General features: G+C 39.1%; 2 protein-coding genes. One reads left to right on the top strand and one right to left on the bottom strand.

Going from position 1 to position 1,285, the window contains the following annotated elements; genetic code table 11:
• Positions 1 to 37 precede the first annotated feature (37 nt).
• Positions 38 to 403 (bottom strand): biotin/lipoyl-binding protein, encoded by a 366-nt coding sequence (locus CK510_RS30525; protein WP_095725140.1) that lies wholly within the window; start codon positions 401 to 403, stop codon positions 38 to 40.
• A gap of 147 nt (positions 404 to 550) precedes the next feature.
• On the opposite strand from CK510_RS30525, the gene CK510_RS30520 reads away from it, so the two are divergent.
• Positions 551 to 1,168, top strand: a complete 618-nt coding sequence (locus tag CK510_RS30520) for a TetR/AcrR family transcriptional regulator (protein ID WP_095725139.1) — start codon at positions 551 to 553, stop codon at positions 1,166 to 1,168.
• Positions 1,169 to 1,285: the final 117 nt, after the last annotated feature.

Here is a 1,285-nt window from a genome sequence, read left to right as displayed (position 1 = left end):
ATCCGTTTGAAATTAGCGATCGCTTGTGGGTAAAAAATCATCTTGAAGAAGATGAAGAAAAACTACGGTTTTCAACGTAGACGAGGTTTATCTGCCCTTTTTGGACGCGATCGCCTTCTTTAACCAAAAGTTGTTCGACACGAGTACCCTGATTTGATGTTGGGGCAGAAACTTTAATGACTTCACCTTTTGGTTCCAGTCTTCCTAAGGCAGTCACAGTCCTAATTTCCGGTACACTAACTACTGGTACTGGTTTTGGTGGAGTATTTGCCGTGCGGATTCGGTTGAGTCCAAAAACACCAATACCACCCAGCAACAATGCTGCAATTATGATCATTGCAGATGGTGGAAGTTTATAGGCTTGAGGCGCAGAAGAATCTTCTAATTTCGGAGTTTCCAGCATAAAAACACCTGTGGTTTGATGACTAAACTATTTAGTTCTATAATATAATCTAGACTAAACTAAACCGAGTAGTTTAGCTATACAAATTAGATATTCTTATACATGTTGAAACTGTTACTTAACGTAGCGGGGCAGGAATAATTAAAAATGGTACGGACAAAAGCGAGTGAATCTGAACGGGAAAGTACGGTAGGGAAAATCGACAAAATATTCCAAGGAGCAATGCAGGAGTTTCTCGCACATGGATATGCAGGAGCGAGTATGGATCGGGTTGCCTCGCAAGCAGGTGTATCAAAGGCAACTGTTTACAGTCATTTTAAAGATAAAGAAGGCTTATTTAAAGCACTTATACATCAACTAGCAACAGAGAAATTTCAGAATACATTTGCGACTTTGCCATTGGATGGAGAACCTGCGGTTGTGCTACGGACAGTAATAACTAAAGCTCTAGATAAAATGATGAGTGATACCCAACATCAAGCATTTTTAAGGGTACTGATTGCTGAGTCTGGGAGGTTTCCTGAACTCGCAAAGGCTTGGATTCAGGATATTATGACACCGACCATAGAAATTTTTGGTGAATATTTGGATAGACATCCGGAGTTGAATATACCCGATACAGAAGCAACAATACGGATTGTTATTGGTTCAATGGTGCATTTTATGATGACACAGGAAATTTTTTATGGTAAAGAAATTATGCCGATGGAGAGCGATCGCATGGTGGATTGTTTGATGCACCATCTTTTAAGGGGAATGGATTGATTTTATGAAATAGTCACTTTTATCACATTTAATTCCCAGAACTATGCATTGCAACTAAACCCAGCCAAATCAATCCACTCAAAAGTATTTAATAATCTTCGTGAAGTTAAGTAATAC

The organism is Brunnivagina elsteri CCALA 953 (assembly GCF_002289455.1).
Classification (GTDB): Bacteria; Cyanobacteriota; Cyanobacteriia; order Cyanobacteriales; family Nostocaceae; genus Brunnivagina; species Brunnivagina elsteri.
This window is presented reverse-complemented; position numbering and strand designations above follow the sequence as displayed.